At 60.1% G+C, this 19,814-nt stretch carries 16 protein-coding genes and 1 riboswitch; of the genes, 13 read left to right on the top strand and 3 right to left on the bottom strand.

Annotated elements, in window-relative coordinates; translation table 11 throughout:
- Nucleotides 1-114: 114 nt before the first annotated feature.
- Nucleotides 115-220, top strand: a riboswitch (TPP riboswitch).
- Nucleotides 221-385: 165 nt separating this feature from the next.
- Nucleotides 386-2,275: a phosphomethylpyrimidine synthase ThiC gene (gene thiC / locus ASC74_RS29675; protein WP_054053301.1), complete on the top strand. Its 1,890-nt coding sequence runs from the start codon at nucleotides 386-388 to the stop codon at nucleotides 2,273-2,275.
- 175 nt (nucleotides 2,276-2,450) lie between these two features.
- Nucleotides 2,451-3,743 (top strand): putative hydroxymethylpyrimidine transporter CytX, encoded by a 1,293-nt coding sequence (cytX, locus tag ASC74_RS29670; RefSeq protein WP_056746417.1) that lies wholly within the window; start codon nucleotides 2,451-2,453, stop codon nucleotides 3,741-3,743.
- Here cytX and ASC74_RS29665 read toward each other — a convergent pair.
- Nucleotides 3,712-4,458, bottom strand: coding sequence for an RsiV family protein (locus tag ASC74_RS29665; RefSeq protein ID WP_056746415.1), 747 nt, complete (start codon nucleotides 4,456-4,458; stop codon nucleotides 3,712-3,714). The two genes, cytX and ASC74_RS29665, sit on opposite strands and share 32 nt — an antisense overlap.
- Nucleotides 4,459-4,686: 228 nt before the next feature.
- Here ASC74_RS29665 and ASC74_RS29660 point away from each other — a divergent pair, with 228 nt between their 5' ends.
- The 9 genes from ASC74_RS29660 (at nucleotide 4,687) to ASC74_RS29620 (ending at nucleotide 14,108) form a co-directional block, all read left to right on the top strand.
- Nucleotides 4,687-5,304, top strand: coding sequence for an NUDIX domain-containing protein (locus ASC74_RS29660; protein ID WP_056746414.1), 618 nt, complete (start codon nucleotides 4,687-4,689; stop codon nucleotides 5,302-5,304).
- Nucleotides 5,295-5,747 (top strand): DUF1249 domain-containing protein, encoded by a 453-nt coding sequence (locus ASC74_RS29655; RefSeq protein WP_008153350.1) that lies wholly within the window; start codon nucleotides 5,295-5,297, stop codon nucleotides 5,745-5,747. Before ASC74_RS29660 ends, ASC74_RS29655 begins: the two co-directional genes overlap by 10 nt.
- A 98-nt stretch (nucleotides 5,748-5,845) precedes the next feature.
- Nucleotides 5,846-6,661 carry a 3',5'-cyclic-AMP phosphodiesterase gene (gene cpdA / locus ASC74_RS29650; RefSeq protein ID WP_056746411.1) on the top strand — a complete coding sequence of 272 codons (816 nt, stop codon included), beginning with the start codon at nucleotides 5,846-5,848 and terminating at the stop codon, nucleotides 6,659-6,661.
- Nucleotides 6,662-6,877: 216 nt separating this feature from the next.
- Nucleotides 6,878-7,486: a YqiA/YcfP family alpha/beta fold hydrolase gene (locus ASC74_RS29645; RefSeq protein WP_008153348.1), complete on the top strand. Its 609-nt coding sequence runs from the start codon at nucleotides 6,878-6,880 to the stop codon at nucleotides 7,484-7,486.
- A 42-nt stretch (nucleotides 7,487-7,528) separates the two neighbouring features.
- Nucleotides 7,529-9,433, top strand: coding sequence for a DNA topoisomerase IV subunit B (gene parE, locus ASC74_RS29640; protein WP_046045699.1), 1,905 nt, complete (start codon nucleotides 7,529-7,531; stop codon nucleotides 9,431-9,433).
- Nucleotides 9,433-10,422, top strand: a complete 990-nt coding sequence (locus ASC74_RS29635; protein ID WP_056746408.1) for an esterase-like activity of phytase family protein — start codon at nucleotides 9,433-9,435, stop codon at nucleotides 10,420-10,422. The genes parE and ASC74_RS29635 overlap by 1 nt, the downstream gene beginning before the upstream one ends.
- Entirely contained in the window at nucleotides 10,419-10,943 is a 525-nt protein-coding gene (locus ASC74_RS29630; protein ID WP_056746406.1) for a retropepsin-like aspartic protease family protein, read from the top strand. Before ASC74_RS29635 ends, ASC74_RS29630 begins: the two co-directional genes overlap by 4 nt.
- A 7-nt stretch (nucleotides 10,944-10,950) precedes the next feature.
- Nucleotides 10,951-13,218 (top strand): DNA topoisomerase IV subunit A, encoded by a 2,268-nt coding sequence (gene parC / locus ASC74_RS29625; protein ID WP_056746404.1) that lies wholly within the window; start codon nucleotides 10,951-10,953, stop codon nucleotides 13,216-13,218.
- Between the two features lie 176 nt (nucleotides 13,219-13,394).
- Nucleotides 13,395-14,108 carry a PqiC family protein gene (locus ASC74_RS29620; RefSeq protein WP_056746394.1) on the top strand — a complete coding sequence of 238 codons (714 nt, stop codon included), beginning with the start codon at nucleotides 13,395-13,397 and terminating at the stop codon, nucleotides 14,106-14,108.
- 268 nt (nucleotides 14,109-14,376) lie between these two features.
- Here the strand turns inward: ASC74_RS29620 and ASC74_RS29615 are convergent, their stop codons facing one another.
- On the bottom strand, nucleotides 14,377-15,909 hold the full coding sequence (locus ASC74_RS29615) for an AhpA/YtjB family protein (protein ID WP_056746392.1): 1,533 nt from the start codon (nucleotides 15,907-15,909) through the stop codon (nucleotides 14,377-14,379).
- 135 nt (nucleotides 15,910-16,044) lie between these two features.
- Here ASC74_RS29615 and serB point away from each other — a divergent pair, with 135 nt between their 5' ends.
- The gene (gene serB / locus ASC74_RS29610; protein ID WP_056746384.1) at nucleotides 16,045-17,259 is read left to right on the top strand and encodes a phosphoserine phosphatase SerB; all 1,215 of its coding nucleotides are present in this window, start codon (nucleotides 16,045-16,047) and stop codon (nucleotides 17,257-17,259) included.
- Nucleotides 17,260-17,388: 129 nt separating this feature from the next.
- Here serB and ASC74_RS29605 read toward each other — a convergent pair whose 3' ends face one another.
- Nucleotides 17,389-19,167, bottom strand: coding sequence for a hypothetical protein (locus ASC74_RS29605; RefSeq protein ID WP_056746383.1), 1,779 nt, complete (start codon nucleotides 19,165-19,167; stop codon nucleotides 17,389-17,391).
- A gap of 199 nt (nucleotides 19,168-19,366) precedes the next feature.
- Between ASC74_RS29605 and ASC74_RS29600 the strand changes: the two genes are divergently transcribed.
- Nucleotides 19,367-19,768: a lectin OAA family protein gene (locus ASC74_RS29600; protein ID WP_042932429.1), complete on the top strand. Its 402-nt coding sequence runs from the start codon at nucleotides 19,367-19,369 to the stop codon at nucleotides 19,766-19,768.
- Nucleotides 19,769-19,814 lie beyond the last annotated feature (46 nt).

Genomic DNA, 19,814 nt, shown 5'->3' with positions numbered 1-19,814 from the left:
ATGGCATGGCGAGTGTAGTTGCGCCCACGTGCGGCAACAATCCTGTAATTACGCCATTCATCATGGTGTTTACTGCGGTGTTGGCGTTCTTTGCCAGTTGTGTCTAGACTGGCCGGGTTCTTGTCGGGGTGCCTTGCTATGAGGCTGAGATCGAATAATTTCGGATCCCGTTGAACCTGATCAGGTTAGCGCCTGCGTAGGGAACAAGATTTCTCGTCACCCGGCGAGTCCTCTTGTGCTTCGTCCGGGATGTTGTTCGACAATCGAACACCCCTCGAGCACTGAGCACAGCACAGCTGGTTTTCCCAGCGCCCGTGCGTCCATTCGTTTACAGGTTCGCTCCGACAAAAATCCACTGCCTGGATGTGTGTCTGGAGAGCCCGTGATGACGATAAAACTAAAAAACACTACGAACCTGAGTGATTCGGCCCAAGTCGATCAACAATCGGTTCAGCCGTTTACCCGCTCGCAAAAAATCTATGTTCAGGGCTCTCGCCCGGACATCCTCGTGCCAATGCGCGAAATCAGCCTTGATGTGACCCCGACCGACTTCGGCGGCGAGATCAACGCGCCGGTCGTTGTGTACGACACTTCGGGCCCTTACACCGACCCCAACGTCATCATCGACGTGCGCAAAGGCCTGGCCGATGTGCGTTCGCCGTGGATCGAATCCCGTGGCGACACCGAGCGTCTGCCCGGCCTCAGCTCCAATTTCGGCCAGGAACGCCTCGCCGATGCCGAGCTGACCAAGCTGCGTTTCGCTCACGTGAACAACCCGCGCCGCGCCAAGGCCGGTGCCAACGTCAGCCAGATGCACTACGCCCGCAAAGGCATCATCACCGCCGAGATGGAATACGTCGCCATCCGCGAAAACATGAAGCTTGAAGTGGCACGTGCCGCCGGCCTGCTGGACCAGCAACACGCCGGTCACAGCTTCGGTGCCAGCGTGCCGAAAATCATCACCCCCGAATTCGTCCGTGACGAGATCGCCCGCGGTCGCGCGATCATTCCGGCCAACATCAACCACACCGAACTGGAACCGATGATCATCGGCCGTAACTTCCTGGTGAAGATCAACGGCAACATCGGCAACAGCGCTTTGGGTTCGTCCATCGAAGAAGAAGTGGCGAAACTGACCTGGGGCATTCGCTGGGGTTCGGACACGGTCATGGACCTGTCCACCGGCAAGCACATTCACGAAACCCGCGAGTGGATCATCCGTAACTCGCCGGTGCCGATCGGCACTGTGCCGATTTATCAGGCCCTGGAAAAAGTCGGCGGCGCTGCCGAAGACCTGACCTGGGAGCTGTTCCGCGACACGCTGATCGAACAGGCCGAGCAGGGCGTCGACTACTTCACCATCCACGCCGGCGTACTGCTGCGCTACGTGCCGCTGACCGCCAAACGCGTCACTGGCATCGTTTCCCGTGGCGGTTCGATCATGGCCAAGTGGTGCCTGGCGCACCACAAAGAGAACTTCCTCTACACCCATTTCGAAGACATCTGCGAAATCATGAAGGCCTACGACGTCAGCTTCTCGCTGGGCGATGGCCTGCGTCCGGGCTCGATTGCCGACGCCAACGATGCGGCACAATTCGGTGAGCTGGAAACCCTCGGTGAGCTGACCAAGATCGCGTGGAAGCACGACGTGCAGTGCATGATCGAAGGCCCAGGCCACGTGCCGATGCAGTTGATCAAAGAGAACATGGACAAGCAGCTTGAGTGCTGCGACGAGGCGCCGTTCTACACCCTCGGCCCGCTGACCACGGACATCGCGCCAGGCTACGACCACATCACCTCGGGTATCGGTGCGGCGATGATCGGCTGGTTCGGTTGCGCGATGCTCTGCTATGTGACGCCGAAGGAGCACTTGGGTCTGCCGAACAAAGATGACGTGAAGACCGGGATCATCACCTACAAGATCGCCGCACATGCCGCCGATCTGGCAAAAGGGCATCCGGGCGCGCAGATCCGCGACAATGCCTTGAGCAAGGCGCGTTTCGAATTCCGTTGGGAAGACCAGTTCAACCTGGGCCTTGATCCGGACACTGCTCGTTCGTATCACGATGAGACCCTGCCGAAGGATTCGGCCAAGGTCGCGCACTTCTGCTCCATGTGCGGGCCGAAATTCTGCTCGATGAAGATCACCCAGGAAGTCCGCGAATACGCGGCCAACCAGCGCATCGAAACCGTCGACGCCGAAGTCGCCCAGGGATTGGCGGACCAGGCCGAGCGGTTCAAACAGGAAGGCAGTCAGCTGTACAAGAAGGTTTGATCTGACCTGTGATTGACGGCGCCTGTGCTGCCGTCTTCGCGAGCAAGCCCGCTCCCACAGTTGACCGAGTTGTCCGGGCGGACGCGGTCTAATGTGGGAGCGGGCTTGCTCGCGAAGGCGCCAGGTCAGGCACCGAATATCTCAATGACACACTTATCCCTCTGAGATAACACCCTTGAGCATTCAACCCAGCACGTATTCCCCTGATATCGCGGTGCCCACAGACAAACGTGTCTTCGGCGGCCGCGATCTGTTTTCCCTGTGGTTCTCCCTCGGCATCGGCCTGATGGTCCTGCAGACCGGCGCTCTGCTCGCGCCAGGTCTGGGCCTGTCCGGCTCGTTGCTGGCAATCTTCCTCGGCACCCTGGTCGGCGTTTTGCTGCTGGCCGCCGTCGGCGTGATCGGCAGCGACACCGGACTGTCGTCGATGGCCGCGCTCAAACTCAGCCTCGGTGCAAAAGGCGCGAGCCTGCCGGCCGTGCTGAACCTGCTGCAATTGATCGGTTGGGGATCGTTCGAAATCATCGTCATGCGCGACGCCGCCAGCCTGCTCGGCGCGCGGGCGTTCAGCGAAGGCAGTCTGTTGTCCAATCCACTGCTGTGGACCGTGTTCTTTGGTGGTTTGGCGACCTTGCTGGCCGTCAGTGGTCCGCTGACATTCGTGCGGCAGATCCTGCGCAAGTGGGGCATCTGGTTGCTGCTGGCCGCGTGCATCTGGCTGACCTGGAATCTGTTCGCCAAAGCCGATCTGGCGGCGTTGTGGGCGCAGGCCGGTGATGGTTCGATGCCGTTCGCCGTGGGCTTCGACATTGCCATCGCCATGCCGCTGTCCTGGCTGCCACTGATTGCCGACTACTCGCGTTTCGGCAAGCGTGCGAAAAATGTGTTTGGCGGCACGGCACTGGGCTTCTTTATCGGTAATTTCTGGCTGATGAGCCTGGGCGTGGCCTACACCCTGGCGTTCGCGCCGAGCGGTGAAGTGAATGCCTTGCTGTTGGCATTGGCCGGTGCTGGCCTCGGGATTCCGCTGCTGCTGATTCTGTTGGACGAGTCGGAAAATGCTTTCGCCGACATTCACTCGGCGGCCGTTTCCAGCGGGATTCTGCTGCGCATGAAGGTCGAACATCTGGCGCTGGCCATCGGTGTGATCTGCACACTGATCGCGTGCCTGGCGCCATTGGCTCAGTACCAGAACTTCCTGCTGTTGATCGGTTCGGTGTTTGCGCCGCTGTTCGGCGTGGTGCTGGTGGATCACTTCATCCTGCGCAAACGCGGTGCTCGCATGGCGTCAGCCGCATTGCGCTGGCCGGCGTTACTCGCCTGGTTGGGCGGGGTGAGCACCTATCATTTGCTGGCTAATCTGTATCCGGACATCGGCGCGACCCTGCCGTCACTGATTCTGGCAGGGCTGCTGCAACTCGTGCTGGGTCGGGCCTTCAGTTACGGCCAGGAAACAGCTCGGGCTTGATAATGCCGTTCAGGCGTGGGTAAGGGATCTTCAGTTCGACGTGACCCAGCGCGTAAGGCGCGATGGTGCTCACTTCGTACTTGAGGATCACCCCGCCGTACGTCAGCGCCACGTTCTGGGTTTTCTGGAACGGCCACTGCTTCACGAACTCCGGCTCCTGATCGAGCTTGGTGCTGATCAGCCAGCTGTTGTGCGCGACTTGCGCGGCTTTCCAGAACGCTTCTTCCTGCCCCGGCACCAACATGTCCGAGAGCGTCAGCACTTTGTGTTGCTGGCGCGAATAGTTGATGAAGCTGCGGCCCGGCGTGCCATGGTCGCCGCCGGTGTCCAGGTAGCTGGAGAATTCAACGATCACCAAGCCGTCATGCTGCTCACGTACCTTGGCTTGCAGATAACTGCTGTAACGCGGGCCGGCACTGCTCAAAAACTGCTCGCGATACGCTGCCAGCGTCGGCTCCACGGGGGCGTCGGGCGAGGTGCGGGTCATTTGCAGCAGGCGTTTTTCGATGATGCCGTCCAATTGCGGTTCGGCCGGGAAGCGCAGCGTATCGATGTTCACCAGCGGGCAGTCAGGTGTTGTGCAACCCGGTTTCAGCTGTTCGGATGCATCGCGGGTAGTTTCCAGCGGCGTCCGGTAGTTGGGTTGGAACAAACTCTGGCAGGCGCCCAGGGTCAGGGCGATTACCGCCACGGAGGCGATTTTAAAAAGCGACATGGGCGTCCTTCATAAAACAGGGAAAGGCAAAAAGTTATCCGCTTCGACTCTCAACGAAGCAGTCAGTTCGCCACTAAGCTAATTAGAGTTGGTTTCACCCTCACCGTCTATCCCGCTGACTGTAAAGGGGCTGCATCAAAGGTCGCGGGCGCGTTAGGATGGCGCGAAGTCGAGGTTGCAAGTAACAAAAAGGAGCCTCATAACGGATTTGCAGTAAAGAGGATAGTCATGACTGATTTTGCCAACGCCATTCCGACCGCCGTTGATATCGTTCGGCGCGAAAGGTGCTACGAGGGCTTCTACAAGCTCGATCGTGTGCACTTGCGTCACGAATTGTTCGCCGGTGGCATGAGTCGCGAGATCAATCGTGAAGTGTTCGTTCGTCACGATGCGGTGTGCGTGCTGCCGTACGATCCGCAGCGCGATGAAGTGGTGTTGATCGAGCAGTTTCGCGTCGGCGCCATGGGCAAGACTGACAATCCTTGGCTGATCGAACTGGTCGCCGGTCTGATCGACAAGGATGAAGTACCGGAAGAAGTTGCTCACCGCGAAGCGCAGGAGGAAGCTGGGCTTGTGTTCGGGGCGCTCTGGCCGATGATCAAATACTTTCCATCGCCGGGCGGCAGCAATGAATTTGTGCACTTGTACCTGGGGCGCTGCGACAGCACCGGCGTCGGCGGCCTGCATGGGCTGGAGGAAGAAGCAGAAGATATCCGCGTCACGGTCTGGGCGTTCGAAGATGCCCTGCAGGCCGTACGCGACGGACGAATTGCCAACGCGGCCAGCATCATTGCCTTGCAATGGCTAGCTTTGAACCGCGCTGAAGTGAGGGGGTTATGGTCGTAAACAAACTGCGCGATCGCTATCGGGTTGACCTCGTGGGGCTGCAAGCCTCCTGCGAGGCCAACTACGCGCGCCTGATGCGACTGTTGCCGGACATGCGCAACGAGCCGGAGGCGCGGCGCATTGCCGTGACCCACGGCGACCAGATGCTCGGCGTGCTGGCCCTCGAAGTGCTGCAGGTCTGTCCGTACACCACAACCCTGCAAGTGCGCCAGGAACACAGCCTGCCGTGGCTGCCGGTGCCGCAACTGGAAGTTCAGGTCTATCACGACGCGTGCATGGCCGAAGTCGTCAGCGCCGAACATGCGCGACGCTTTCGCGGCATCTATCCTTACCCGAATGCCTCAATGCATCAGCCGGACGAAAAGGCCCAGCTGAATATGTTTCTGGGCGAATGGCTGAGCCATTGCCTAGCCTGCGGGCATGAGTACGCCGTCGTACGATAGATGTGAACTGCGTCAGGTTCACAAGTTTCCCCTTTTGATCATCCCCCAGCATAATTGCGGCACTCATCCATCCCGTGATTCAGCCCTGGGAGAACGCCTTGCCGAGCGTATCCACATTGACCACCGCCGATTCGGCGTTGCTGGTGCAACTGTCCGACAGTCATCTGTTTGCCGAAACGGACGGGACGTTGTTGGGCATGAATACCCGGGACAGCCTGCAAAAAGTCATCGAGCTGGTGCGGCTTCAGCAGCCGCAGATCGACCTGATTATTGCCAGTGGTGATCTTTCTCAGGACGGGACGCTGGAGTCCTATCAGCAGTTTCGCGACCTGACGCGGCAGCTCGATGCGCCGGCGCGCTGGATTCCCGGTAATCATGATGAGCCGCAGATCATGGCCGAAGCCACCGTGCAGAGTGCGTTGCTTGAGCCGGTGGTGGATGTCGGCAACTGGCGCGTCACGTTGCTCGATTCGGCTGTGCCGGGTTCAGTGCCGGGGTATTTGCAGGATGAGCAGCTACAGTTGCTGGCCCGCTCGTTGAGTGAGGCGCCGGAGCGCCATCATCTGGTGTGTTTTCACCATCATCCGGTGTCGATCGGGTGTGCGTGGATGGAGCCGATTGGATTGCGCAATCCAGACGCTTTGTTTGCCGTGCTGGATCGGTTTCCGCAGGTGCGCGCTGTTTTGTGGGGGCATGTGCATCAGGAGATCGACCAGGATCGCAACGGTGTGCGGCTGATTGCCTCGCCTTCGACGTGTATTCAGTTCGAACCGGGCAGTGATGATTTCAAGGTCAGTGACCAGGCGCCGGGGTATCGCTGGTTGCGGCTTTTGCCTGATGGCCAGCTGGAAACCGGCGTGGAACGCGTCAGGGGTTTTGACTTTCAGATCGATTACGGCTCTAACGGTTACTAGAAACATCCCGGGAGACCGAGGTGCGGCCTTCGCGAGCAAGCCCGCTCCCACATTGAACCTCGGGTGTTCACAAATCGTATGTACGCTGCAGATCTCCTGTGGGAGCGGGCTTGCTCGCGAAGGCGTCCGCACAGACGCCCATGAACTCCGTGCATATCCCGATTCCCCCGACACCCTGTAAACTGCGCCTCTTTACCCGACGCACAGGGAGCTCAAATGTCTGGTTCGATCCTTTATATCCACGGTTTCAACAGCGCGCCTTCGTCTAAAAAGGCCACGCAGTTGGTACAAGTAATGGAACGTCTGGGCTTGAGCGATCAGTTGCGCGTTCCGGCCTTGCATCACCATCCGCGTGAGGCCATCGGTCAGCTAAACAAGGCGATTGAGGAGCTTGGGCGGCCACTGCTGGTCGGCAGCTCACTCGGCGGCTACTATGCGACTCACTTGGCCGAGCGCCATGGCCTCAAGGCCCTGTTGATCAACCCTGCCGTCAGTCCGCACCGGATGTTCGACGGGTATCTGGGGACGCAGAAAAACCTGTATACCGATGAGGCTTGGGAATTGACCCACGACCACGTGACGGCCCTGGCCGAGCTGGAAGTGCCGGCGCCCCAGGACCCGCAGCGGTATCAGGTGTGGTTGCAGACCGGCGACGAAACGCTGGACTATCGCCTCGCCCAGCAGTATTACCGGGCCTGTGCCTTGCGCATCCAGGCCGGCGGCGACCATAGTTTCCAGGGTTTTGCCGAGCAATTGCCGGCAATGCTGAGTTTTGCCGGCATCGGCGCAGATTTGTATCAGGCGATCGATTTCACTGCACTGTGAGTCGTCGCCTCTATTTCACAGAACATTTGACGACGAGACCCCATGGCCACTCCCAGCGCTAGCTCTTATAACGCAGACGCCATCGAAGTCCTCTCGGGCCTCGACCCGGTGCGCAAACGCCCCGGCATGTACACCGACACCAGTCGGCCGAACCACCTCGCCCAAGAAGTCATCGACAACAGCGTCGACGAAGCCTTGGCCGGGCACGCGACCTCGGTGCAGGTCATCCTGCACGCCGATCACTCCCTGGAAGTCAGCGATGACGGCCGCGGCATGCCGGTGGATATCCACGCCGAAGAAGGCGTGTCGGGCGTCGAGCTGATCCTCACCAAGCTCCATGCGGGCGGCAAGTTTTCCAATAAGAACTACCAGTTCTCCGGCGGTCTGCACGGGGTGGGTATTTCCGTGGTCAACGCCTTGTCGAACGAAGTCCGGGTGCGCGTAAAGCGTGACGGCAACGAATACCAGATGACCTTCGCCGACGGTTACAAGAAAACCGAGCTGGAAATCATTGGTACCGTCGGCAAGCGCAACACCGGTACCAGCGTGTTCTTCGCGCCGGACCCGAAATACTTCGATTCGCCGAAATTCTCCATCAGCCGCCTCAAGCACGTACTCAAGGCCAAGGCTGTTCTGTGCCCGGGGCTGCTGGTCAGTTTTGAAGACAAGGCCACTGGCGAGAAAGTCGAATGGCATTACGAAGACGGCCTGCGCTCCTATCTGGTGGACGCGGTCAACGGATTCGAGCGTCTGCCGGATGAGCCGTTCTGCGGCAGCCTGGCCGGTAACAAAGAAGCGGTCGATTGGGCGCTGCTGTGGTTGCCGGAAGGCGGCGACAGCGTTCAGGAAAGCTACGTCAACCTGATTCCGACGGCGCAGGGCGGTACCCACGTCAACGGTTTGCGTCAGGGCTTGCTCGATGCGATGCGCGAATTCTGCGAATTCCGCAGCCTGCTGCCTCGTGGCGTGAAGCTGGCGCCGGAAGACGTCTGGGAACGCATCGCCTTCGTGCTGTCGATGAAGATGCAAGAGCCGCAATTCTCCGGCCAGACCAAAGAGCGTCTGTCGTCCCGTGAAGCGGCCGCGTTCGTTTCCGGTGTGGTCAAGGACGCCTTCAGCCTGTGGCTCAACGCCAACCCGGAAACCGGCATGTTGCTGGCGGAACTGGCGATCAACAATGCCGGCCGTCGTCTGAAGGCCAGCAAGAAGGTCGAGCGCAAGCGCATCACGGCGGGTCCGGCACTGCCGGGCAAACTCGCCGACTGCGCCGGGCAGGACCCGATGCGTTCCGAGCTGTTCCTGGTGGAAGGTGATTCCGCTGGCGGTTCGGCCAAGCAGGCGCGGGATAAAGAATTTCAAGCGATCCTGCCGTTGCGCGGCAAGATTCTGAACACCTGGGAAGTCGACGGCAGCGAAGTGCTGGCCAGCCAGGAAGTGCACAACATCGCCGTGGCCATCGGTGTCGATCCGGGCTCGGCAGACATCGCCCAGTTGCGTTACGGCAAGATCTGCATCCTCGCCGACGCCGACTCCGACGGTCTGCACATCGCCACCTTGCTGTGCGCGTTGTTCGTCCAGCATTTCCGCCCGTTGGTGGATGCCGGTCACGTCTACGTCGCGATGCCGCCGCTGTACCGTATCGACCTGGGCAAAGAGATTTACTACGCCCTGGACGAAGCCGAGCGCGATGGCATCCTCGATCGTCTGGTGGCCGAGAAGAAACGCGGCAAGCCGCAGGTCACACGATTCAAAGGTCTGGGTGAAATGAATCCGCCGCAGCTGCGCGAAACCACCATGGACCCGAACACTCGGCGTCTGGTGCAGCTGACGCTGGACGATTTCGAAGCGACCTCGGAAATGATGGACATGCTGCTGGCGAAGAAACGCGCCGGTGACCGCAAATCCTGGCTGGAATCCAAAGGCAACCTGGCCGAGGTTCTTGGCTGATGCGGGTTGGCTTTGCCCTGGCGTGTGCGTTACTTCTGACCTCGATTTCGGCGTTTGCCGAACCGGTGCCGGAACTGCGCCTGTTGTCCGAGCATCCCGTTGAGGGTATGCGCGGCGGTAACCTGTCGGGGCTGGCCCAGTGTGGCAAGGATATGTGGACGGTGTCGGATCGCGACGACGATCAGATTTACCGGCTCGATACCCGCGACAGGGTATGGCAAGCCGAAACCGTGGGCATCGGCGTGCCACCGGTGCCAGACAGCGGTTTACCCTGGGGCCTGCGTTCGCGGACCTGGCTGGCGTCGTTTGTCCGTGGCGGGGATCTGGATTTTGAAGGCATCACCTGCGACAGCGCCGGTAATCGCTACATCGTCAGCGAATCCCATGCCGCGATTCTGCAAGTGCCACCCGTTGGGCCATCGTCCTGGCTGAAGATTTCGCCGATTCTGATTCGCGAAGCGCGGGCCAGCGGCATGCTGCTGCACTTCAATGCGTTGTTTGAAGGCTTGGCGATCAATCCGGCGGGTGATCAATTGTGGCTCGCCGCCGAGCGTCAAAGCCGTGGATTGTTGCTGATCAAGCGCAAACAAACGGTCTGGGATTGCGATGGTGGCTGTGTGTTGCTGAGCGAAGCCGGGAAAGAAATGCAGCCGGCGCAGTTTCCCCGAGCCAAAGCAGTGTCCCGAGACTTTGCCGATCTGTCGCTGTTCAACGGCAAGCTGTTTACCCTTGAGCGCAACGCTTACCAGATCTGCCGCCGTGATTCGGTGACGGCCAAGGTCGAGCGCTGCTGGTCGTTTGCCGATGAAGCCTTGCAGGCGCATCGCCGCTATTCGAGTCCTTACGGCCTGACCGAAGCGTTGATTATTGACGCCGAGGGCGCGTGGATTGGCACCGACAACAACAACGATACCCGCGCCGATGGCGAGGAACGTCCGATCGTCTGGCGCTTTGCCGCGCCTGAAGGTGGCTGGAGCGCCAAGCCATGAGTCAGCAGCCGCCAGGCAAACGCGCCGGTCGAGTGTTGATGGTGCTGGCCTGGTGCGCGGCGCTGTTTCTGGCGACGCGGTTTTTCGGCCAATGGGAAGCGCGTCAGCAGAACCCCAACACCGTCGTCAGCTCTGAGCAGGGCGAAGGGTTTATCGAAGTGAAACTGGCCAGCAACACGCAGGGCCACTTCGTCGCCAGCGGCCAGATCAACGGCCAGCCGGTGGATTTCATGCTCGATACCGGGGCGACCGACGTGTCGATCCCGGCGGAAATGGCCGAACAGCTAAAACTGGAAAAAGGCTTTGGGGTGACCCTGAGCACGGCCAACGGTCGCACCCAGGGTTACCGAACCCGCATCGACCGGCTGCAACTGGGCGACATTGTGTTGCGTGATGTGCGCGCCCTCGTCGTGCCAGGCCTGGATGGCAAGCAAGTGCTGCTCGGTATGAGCGCGCTGAACAAACTTGAATTTACCCAGCGCGGTGGCACCATGCTGCTGCGCCAGACAACGAACCGATGAGGCCCGCATGAGCGACTCCCTTGATCTCAGCCTGGACGGTGTAGAACGCCGGTCACTGGCTGACTTCACCGAAAATGCCTACCTCAACTACTCCATGTACGTGATCATGGACCGTGCCTTGCCGCATATCGGCGACGGCCTGAAACCGGTACAGCGGCGCATTATCTATGCGATGAGCGAGTTGGGGCTGGACGCCGATTCCAAGCACAAGAAATCGGCGCGTACCGTCGGTGACGTGCTTGGTAAGTTCCACCCGCACGGTGACTCGGCCTGCTACGAAGCCATGGTCCTGATGGCCCAGCCGTTCAGTTACCGCTACACGCTGGTCGACGGCCAGGGTAACTGGGGTGCGCCGGATGATCCCAAGTCCTTCGCCGCCATGCGTTACACCGAGGCGCGGCTGTCGCGTTATTCCGAAGTGCTGCTCAGCGAGCTGGGCCAGGGCACTGCGGATTGGGGCCCGAACTTCGACGGCACCCTCGACGAGCCGCTGGTGTTGCCGGCGCGGTTGCCGAACATCCTGCTCAACGGCACCACTGGCATCGCCGTGGGCATGGCCACCGACGTGCCGCCGCACAACCTGCGCGAAGTCGCGACGGCGTGCGTGCGTTTGCTCGATGAGCCGAAAGCCACGGTCGAACAGCTCTGCGAGCACATCCAGGGCCCGGATTACCCGACCGAAGCGGAAATCATCACGCCGCGCGCCGACCTGCTGAAAATCTACGAAACCGGCAAGGGTTCGGTGCGCATGCGCGCCGTCTACCACATCGAAGACGGCGACATCATCGTTACCGCGCTGCCACATCAGGTTTCCGGCGCCAAGGTGCTGGAACAGATCGCGGCCATGATGCAGGCCAAACCGTCGAAAGCCCCGCAGATCGCTGACCTGCGAGACGAATCCGACCACGAAAACCCGTGTCGGATCGTGATTATTCCGGGCGCACGCAAAAACTTTGATCACGACGCGCTGATGCAGCACCTGTTCGCCAGTACCGAGCTGGAGTCGAGCTACCGGGTCAACATCAACATCATCGGCCTCGACGGCAAGCCGCAGCTGAAAAACCTGCGCGCGCTGTTGGTCGAGTGGCTGGAATTCCGGGTCCAGACTGTGCGTCGTCGCCTGCAATTCCGCCTCGACAAGGTCGAGCGTCGTCTGCACCTGTTGGACGGTTTGTTGATTGCCTACCTCAACCTGGATGAAGTGATTCACATCATCCGCACCGAGGAGCACCCGAAAGCCGCGTTGATCGAGCGTTTCGCCCTGAGCGAAATCCAGGCTGACTACATTCTCGACACCCGTTTGCGTCAGTTGGCGCGACTGGAAGAAATGAAGCTGCGTGCCGAGCAGGATGAACTGCTCAAGGAACAAGCCAAGCTGCAAGCCCTGCTGGGCAGCGAAGCCAAGCTGAAAAAACTGGTCCGCACCGAACTGATCAAGGACGCCGAAACCTACGGCGACGACCGTCGTTCGCCAATCGTCGAGCGCACCGAAGCCAAGGCCCTGACCGAGCACGATCTGCTGCCGAACGAGAAAGTGACTGTCGTCCTGTCGGAAAAAGGCTGGGTTCGATCCGCCAAAGGGCACGAAATCGACGCCACCGGGCTTTCCTACAAGGCCGGGGATGGTTTCAAGGCTCTGGCGCCCGGACGCTCCAACCAGTTTGCGGTGTTTATCGATTCCACCGGTCGCAGCTATTCGGTGGCCGCGCACACGCTGCCATCGGCCCGTGGCCAAGGCGAACCACTGACCGGTCGTCTGACGCCGCCACCAGGGGCGACGTTTGAATGCGTGCTGATGCCGGAAGACGATTCGCTGTACGTGATCGCGTCCGATGCCGGTTACGGTTTCGTGGTAAAAGGTGAAGACCTGCAAGCCAAGAACAAGGCGGGCAAGGCGCTGTTGAGCCTGCCGAACAACGCCAAGGTGATTCTGCCGCGTCCGGTGGCTGATCGTGAGCAAAACTGGCTGGCCTCGGTGACCACCGAAGGTCGCCTGCTGATCTTCAAGATCAGCGATCTGCCACAATTAGGTAAAGGCAAAGGCAACAAGATCATCGGGATCTCCGGTGAGCGTGTCGCCAGTCGCGAAGAATATGTCACGGACATCGCCGTTCTGCCGGATGGCGCCACATTGGTGCTGCAGGCCGGAAAACGTACCTTGTCACTAAAAGCAGACGACCTCGAACACTATAAAGGTGAGCGTGGACGTCGTGGTAACAAATTGCCACGTGGCTTTCAGAGGGTAGATGCGCTGCTCGTCGAAAACCTCAATTAGGCGTCCTAGAGCGCTCGATCTACGATTTAACGCGTAGATCGACGCTTTGGCGCTGGAGTCGGAACGCATATTCACGGATGATATGGCCTTTCAAGCGCCGGCGTGGCCGAGCGTTCTTCACATTTATTGAGTATTTTCACTGTGGTTAGCCTTGTGGCAACCACCTGGATGGGACGATGACTGCTCTGCGCCTTCCTTTTATTCTGATGCTCGCTGGCGTTCTTGGCCTGGCGGGTTGCAGCGTTCACCAACCGGTGTCGCTGTATCAACTGGACAGCGGAAGTCCGGCTCAGCCTGCGCAAAGCGCGGGCATGGCTGTATTGCTGGGTCCGGTAACGGTCGCCGATTACCTGCAACGCGAAACGTTGTTGCAGCGACAGGCGGATGGCAGCCTGCAAGCTTCGGTGGATGGTCGTTGGGCGGGTAGCCTTTCGTCGGATATCGACCAGCTGTTGCTGCGTCAGGTCGCCGGTCATCTGGACAGCCAGCGCGTGGTGCTGGCGCCAGCGACAGTGGGCTTCACGCCGGATGTGCAGGTTCTGCTGACGATTACTCGTCTGGACTCGGGTGAGGCGCAACCGGCGATCCTTGATGCGCAATGGCGTCTGATCGACCGTCGTGGCCAGGTTCGTGATAACCGCATCATTCACCTGCAAGAGCAACATGCGGGCGGGACGGCGGCTCAGGTTCAGGCTCAGGGTGTGTTGCTGCAGCGTCTGGCCGAGCAACTGTCGACGGCGCTCAAGCCGCTGGCTAATCAGCCACCGATTGCCGAAGCGCCAAAAAAACCGGCTGCCAAGCCGGCGGCACCTGCGGCGGAAGCGGAAAAGCAGCCGAAGATCCCGATGGCTTCGCCGATCCGGACCGATATGGAAGTGTTCAGGTTCTAAGCCTGGATTGATCCAAGAACAAAGCCCGCCATGTGCGGGCTTTGTTGTTTCCGTAGCAGCTGTCGAGCCTGCGAGGCTGCGTTCGAGGACGAAGTCCTCGCAAATCCTGTTCACGCGATTGCATGACTCCTCGCGCTGACTGATTTTACGACTGCTGCGCAGCCGAACGCAGCCTCGCAGGCTCGGCAGCTGCTACAAGAATCAGGTAGCAACAAAAAGCCCGCAGGCGAGTGATCACCTGCGGGCTTCGTTATTGCTGGGCTAAGATTTACGCCCGACGCTCATGCATCCGCGCCAGTTGCCGCTCGAGCATCGACGGATAAGGCTCCATCAACCGCTCCACACAGCACGCACCCTCAGGGCTTGCGATCGGTCGGATTCGTGCGCGCTGGCGGATCAGCGCGTCGTCGCCGATCTTGCGCTCCACCAGCAGCAGGTTGCGGCTGTGTTGCGACAGCGCCAGCGCATCCTGAGCGGTTTCGGTCAGCAGCAGATCAATCTGGCTCAAGCCGAACAGCTCGTCACCCAGGGTCAGGCCCAGTTGCAATTGCAGGGTGATGCCACTGTCAGCGACTTCGATCTGCAACTGATGGCCCAGAGCCCGCAACAATTCACCGCAGCAGATGGCGTTGGTCAGGTAGTCGTCGCCGCTGTCTTCGGTGTGGAACAGCATCAGCGTGCTGCCATCGTTCAGGGTGTGCAGCTCGCTCTGGTAGAGCGAGGCGGCCTGATCGAGGCAGTCGCGATAGCGTTTGAGCAGTTCTTCCAGACGTGTGCGGGGCAGGCGACGCAGCTGATCCTGAGCGCCCAGTTGCACGGCCAGCACCGCGCTGTGCTGCGGGACGTTCGATGGTTGCGGTTTTGCTACCGGTTTCGGCGCGGTCGCAGCTGATTCATCACGCAAGTCGGCAAATGCATCGTCGTCATCATCGTCTTCAACGGTGCTGACAATGCGCCGTGGCGCGGGTTTGAGGCCGGCCACAGGCTTGGATTCATCGAAACTCGGGTCACGCAAATTGCGCACTTCGAAGGTTGGCTCGTTATCGTCCGCGTCTTCGTAGTCGCTTTCGTCGTACTCAGGCTCGGGAGCGGGTTCCGGTTCGGCGGGCTCTGGCGCGAAGTCGGCGTGCAGCTGGCGAGCCAGGTCGCCGATCTCATCCTGACGCTCGGTGGCCGGGGTGTATTCGTCGATATGGCGCAGCCACACCCGCAATTGCAGCAGCGGCGTGGAGATGTGCCGACCCAGGCGCAGGCTCAAGGCCAGGGACAGCGCCAGCAGAATCGCGCTCAAAATGCCCATGCTTTGCAGGCTGATGGTCATCGGCTGCTGGAACTGATCCATGTCCAGGCTGATGCGCAGTTGCCCGGCGGTCACGTCCTGGAAAGTGATCTTGCTCTGGTACATGCCTTCGGCTTCGCCCAGCAGGCTATGCTTGGGGCGCTGACCGGCTTCGGCGAGGATGCGGTTATCCACGCTGTAGATGGCAGCGTGAGCCACCAGCTTGTTTTTGGTCAGGTTGTTGAGCAGCACGTTGAGGCTGAGGATGTCGTTGGACACCAACAGCTCCGTGGCGGACGTGGCAGTCTGCGTGGTCAGGCTTTCGCCCAGGGCATCTGCCTGCTCGTGCATGGCCTGCTTGAACTGCAAACCCATCACACAGGCATAGATCACCAGGGCCAGAGCGACCAGGATCACGTTATGGCTGGCAATGCGCAATGCAATCGGTACACGGCGGTGGCGCAGTGCACGGAAGATCAGCAGAAAGAAGTTATCGGTTTTTACTGGCGTGGGCCGGTTCACTTGAGCTCGGCTCTTTTGTCCGTGAAGTTGACGCGCAGTATAGCGACAGGCCCTAGACCGTCAAAGCGCTCACGGTGCCCGATGGTCACTGAATGTGGGTAGAATGCGGTTTTTTTCCACCTGCGGGGGTGCGCCTTGCGCGAAATCGTCCTGATAAACATCACGGGAGTCGACCGTCCGGGTCTGACTGCGGCCATTACCGGCGTTCTGGCCCAGGGTGGTGTGAACATTCTCGACATTGGTCAGGCGGTGATCCACGACACTTTGTCGTTTGGCATTCTGGTTGAAATTCCTGACACCGAGCAAGGCAAGTCGGTGCTCAAGGACATCCTGTTCACGGCATATAAGCTCGATCAGCAGGTGCGTTTCACGCCGGTGTCCGAAGAGGATTACCAGCAGTGGGTTGGCAATCAGGGCAAGAAACGCCACATCGTGACCCTGCTGACCCGCAAAGTGACCGCCGGGCAATTGCAGGCCGTGAGTTCGATCACCGCCAAATATGGCCTGAACATCGACCACATCGATCGTCTGTCCGGGCGCATGCCGCTGGACACCCCGGCCGATCAGGGCAAGGGCTGCATCGAGTTTTCCGTTCGTGGTGAAGCGGCTGATCCGCAAGCGCTGCGGGCCGAATTCCTTAGCGTCGCGCAGGAACTGAACGTCGACATCGCCTTCCAGGAAGACTCACTGTTCCGTCGTAACCGCCGTCTTGCGGTGTTCGACATGGACTCGACGCTGATCGAAGCCGAAGTGATCGACGAACTGGCCAAGGCTGCCGGCGTGGGCGATCAGGTGTCTGCGATCACCGAGCGGGCGATGGCCGGCGAATTGGACTTCCGCGCCAGCTTCAAGGAACGCCTGGCCTTGTTGAAAGGGCTGGACGTCAGCGTGCTGGATTCCATCGGCGCCTCCCTGCGCCTGACCGAAGGTGCCGAAACCCTGTTCGCCGAACTCAAGCGTCTGGGCTACAAAACCGCCATCCTGTCGGGCGGCTTTACCTACTTCGCCAAGCAATTGCAGGCCAAGTTGGGTATCGACTATGTGTTCGCCAACGAACTGGAAGTGGTCGACGGCAAGGTCACCGGCGTGGCGGTCGAGCCGATTGTTGATGCGCAGCGCAAGGCGGATCTGCTGAAGGAGCTGGCGCACAAGGAAGGTTTGCGTCTGGAGCAGACCATTGCGGTCGGCGACGGCGCCAACGATTTGCCAATGCTGGCGATTGCCGGGTTGGGCGTGGCGTTCCGTGCCAAGCCGCTGGTCAAGCAGTCGGCGAAGCAGGCGATTTCCACCCTTGGGCTGGATGGCGTGCTGTATCTGCTGGGCTTCCGGGATCGCGACAGGCAACTCTGAGGTATTTGCTGCCTGATCTGGCCCCTTCGCGAGCAGGCTCGCTCCCACATTGATCGTGTGATGGACATAGATCAATTGTGGGAGCGAGCCTGCTCGCGAAGGCCGCGCCGCGGTCTTACAGATTCACCCTCAAAGCGACTTCCACAACGAATCAAAATCCTCCTCCGCGCCGCTTTCCGCGGCGTTGTCGTTTCTGGCGGTCTCCAGTGGGCGGTAGGCGAACTGATTGAAACTGTTGGTGCTCGCCACCCGCCGCTCCAGCCCGACCCGGCGTTCCTCGCCGTGGGTATTGATCATGACCTTGTTGCCCTCCTGAAAGGGTAGGCGCGGCGCGAGCAGGGTGGCCGGCACGTCGATGGCGCTGATTTGCGGCAGCAACAGACCACGAAGGTATTGGCTGTGGTCATCACGGGTGCGCACCAGTTGCAGGCCGCAAGGCTCGGCGCAGGGCGCAACCTGCTCGATGCCCATCTGCGTGCCGCCGCCGCGCACCTGGCGGATCCAGCGCACCACCGCGATGCTCCAACCCTGACCGGCAGAATCCTCGATACCGACCATCTCACCCGCCTGCAACTCGGCCGGCACAGCGCCGGGCCAGGCCAGGCAGTAACCGCCGGGGCTGTGATTGACTACTGACAGGACATGGGTCGGGAAGTGCTGATTGCGGTCGGATGCTTCGTGGCTGTCGTCATTCTGAAGCTGCGGGTATTCGATCTCTTCGTAGGGCAATAGAGCGTCTGCATTGCCTTGGGGGGCGGCGTCGAAGGCCTGGTGCCATTGGTCCTTTTCCCGGCCGGCCACTGACGTTACCGAAAACTGTGCAGGCCGGGTGCCGGGGCTTTTCAGGATGTCGCTGAATGAGCGTTGCCCTCCCAGATAAAAGTGCAGCGCGCTCATGCCTATGCACAGGGTCAACGTGCCTTGGCCGACGGTGCGCTGGAAACTGCGCTCGGCAGTCTGGCCCCAGGCGGCATGAAGGTGTTGCAACGTATCCAGGCTTAACTCTGCTGGCACGGGCAGCGGTGATGAATTGTCGTTTTTTTGCAAGTGAGCTTCAATCGCCGCGACCAACGGCTGCGGATCAATCCCCAATAAGCTCTCTTGCTGCTCGGCCCGGAACTTGGTGCGGTAACGCGGTCCGGTGTCGAGGTCTGGCGCGACGGCAAACAGCCCGGTGGCCGGTTTGCCGGGTTGCAGCTTGATCCATTGGCTCCAGGGCTCCAGCACCTCGGCAACCCGGGCAATCTGGTGCTGGCGCAGTTGGTTGCAGCGTGAGGCGCCCAGCAGCAAGGCGACCACGTAAGTCTGTTCGATGCTCAGGTTTTGCGTGTGGCTGGCCAGTTCATCGCGCAGGCTCGTGTGCTGGAGCCGGTGCGCACAGGCGATCCGGTATAGCTCATGCAGCTCCAGCCACAGGCCCTCCGGCACGGGGCAATAGAGTTTGGTCGCGCGAATCAGCGGCCCGTTCAGACAATGGATCGCCCGTTGCAGCGCCTGGGTCAGCAGCGGCGCACGGTCCTTGCTGAATTTCGGGGTGATGCGCACGACGATCTGTTTATAACCAATGGCCAAGTGACTTTGCAGCGCCTGGCAGAGGTTGGCGATCTTGCGGGAACGCTCGTCGAGGACAATCGACTGATGCAGAAAATGCTGCTCAAGGTGTTTGCAGACGTAATACACCTCGGGCCGCAGCAGTTCGAGCAATTGCAGGCGATTGTCACTGGGCGTGAACAGCTGATTGAGTTCGCTCAAGCCTTGATACAACTGGCGAGCGGTTTCACCGATGTTGGCTTTGGGCAGATTGGCGATCCAGCGCTTGAGATCGCGCGGGGTGGCTTCACAGAACGACAGACGCACCTGCAGCGGGACGGGCGCGCGTAGCAGAAGATGGGGGCTGGTCTCATTCATGCCGTGGAAAAACTCCAACCGGTAAATGGGCAGTGAATGACCTGACTGTAGCATCTATGGATTTCTACCGTTTGTCTGTCAGTCGAATGCCCTCCGGGCGTACTACTAATCTGACAGTCGTGCGACTGGATACGCACAGTCGTACGGCCTGCTGCCTACGCAGGGCAGGTCTCTTTGTAACTTCAAGGAGATGAAGTTTATGTCTAGATATGTAGTAGCAAATCAATGGGGCGGTAGTTCGGCACCCTGGCATCCGGGCGGAGACTGGACGCTAGGCGCACGGGACAACCAGAACGTTGTCGCGATCGAGATCAAGTCGGGCGATGGCGGGAAGAGTTTCACCGGCACCATGACGTATGCGGGTGAAGGTCCCATTGGCTTCAAGGCTCAGCGCACGGGCCAGAACCAGTACAACGTTGAAAATCAGTGGGGCGGCAACGATGCCCCGTGGCATCCGGGTGGCAAATGGGTCATCGGAGGTCGGGATAATCAGAACGTTGTGGCGTTGAGCGTGACCTCCAGCGATGGAGGGAAAAACCTCAGTGGCACCAATACCTACGCCAACGAAGGGCCGATCGGCTTCCGAGGACAGATAGAGTAACGGCACCCACCGAAATGTCCGACCCCGCGAAGACGTTCGCGGGGTT

The sequence above is a fragment of the Pseudomonas sp. Root329 genome (genome assembly GCF_001424925.1).
GTDB lineage: Bacteria > Pseudomonadota > Gammaproteobacteria > Pseudomonadales > Pseudomonadaceae > Aquipseudomonas > Aquipseudomonas arabinosi.
The sequence above is the reverse complement of the archived record's forward strand: the minus strand, read 5'-3'. Positions and strand labels throughout refer to the sequence as shown.